Here is a 734-nt window from a genome sequence, read left to right as displayed (position 1 = left end):
GCTCAGTGCAGGATCTGGGACAGGAAGAGCCTGGTGCGCTCGTGCTGCGGGTTCCTGAAGAACTCGTCGGGCGTGTTCATTTCGACGATCTGCCCGTAATCCATGAAGATCACCCGGTCGGCGACCTGGCGGGCGAAGCCCATCTCGTGGGTGACGCAGAGCATGGTCATGCCCTCCTCCGCCAGGCCCACCATGGTGTCGAGCACCTCCTTCACCATCTCGGGATCGAGCGCGGAGGTGGGCTCGTCGAACAGCATGATCTTGGGGCTCATGCACAGCGAGCGGGCAATCGCCACGCGCTGCTGCTGGCCGCCCGAGAGCTGGCCCGGATACTTGTTCGCCTGCTCGGGGATCTTCACCCGCTTCAGGTAGTGCATGGCGATCTCTTCCGCGTCCTTCCTGGGCATCTTCTTCACCCAGATCGGCGCGAGCGTGCAGTTCTCGAGGATCGTCAGATGCGGGAAGAGGTTGAAGTGCTGGAACACCATGCCGACATCGCGGCGCACCTCGTCGATGCGCTTGAGGTCGTTGGTCAGCTCGACGCCGTCGACGATGATGCGGCCCTTCTGGTGCTCCTCCAGACGGTTGATGCAGCGGATCATCGTGGACTTGCCCGAGCCCGAAGGCCCGCAGATCACGATGCGCTCGCCGCGGCGCACGCTCAGGTTGATGTCGCGCAGCACGTGAAACTCGCCATACCACTTGTGTACGTCGATCATCTGCACGGCGGCCTC

General features: G+C 63.2%; 1 protein-coding gene. It reads right to left on the bottom strand.

Annotated features, from left to right (window positions below; all coding sequences use genetic code 11):
• Positions 1-2: 2 nt before the first annotated feature.
• On the bottom strand, positions 3-719 hold the full coding sequence (locus tag DC522_RS33880; RefSeq protein ID WP_133239469.1) for an amino acid ABC transporter ATP-binding protein: 717 nt from the start codon (positions 717-719) through the stop codon (positions 3-5).
• Positions 720-734: the final 15 nt, after the last annotated feature.

The sequence above is a fragment of the Microvirga sp. KLBC 81 genome (genome assembly GCF_003075415.1).
Classification (GTDB): Bacteria; Pseudomonadota; Alphaproteobacteria; order Rhizobiales; family Beijerinckiaceae; genus Microvirga.
This window is presented reverse-complemented; position numbering and strand designations above follow the sequence as displayed.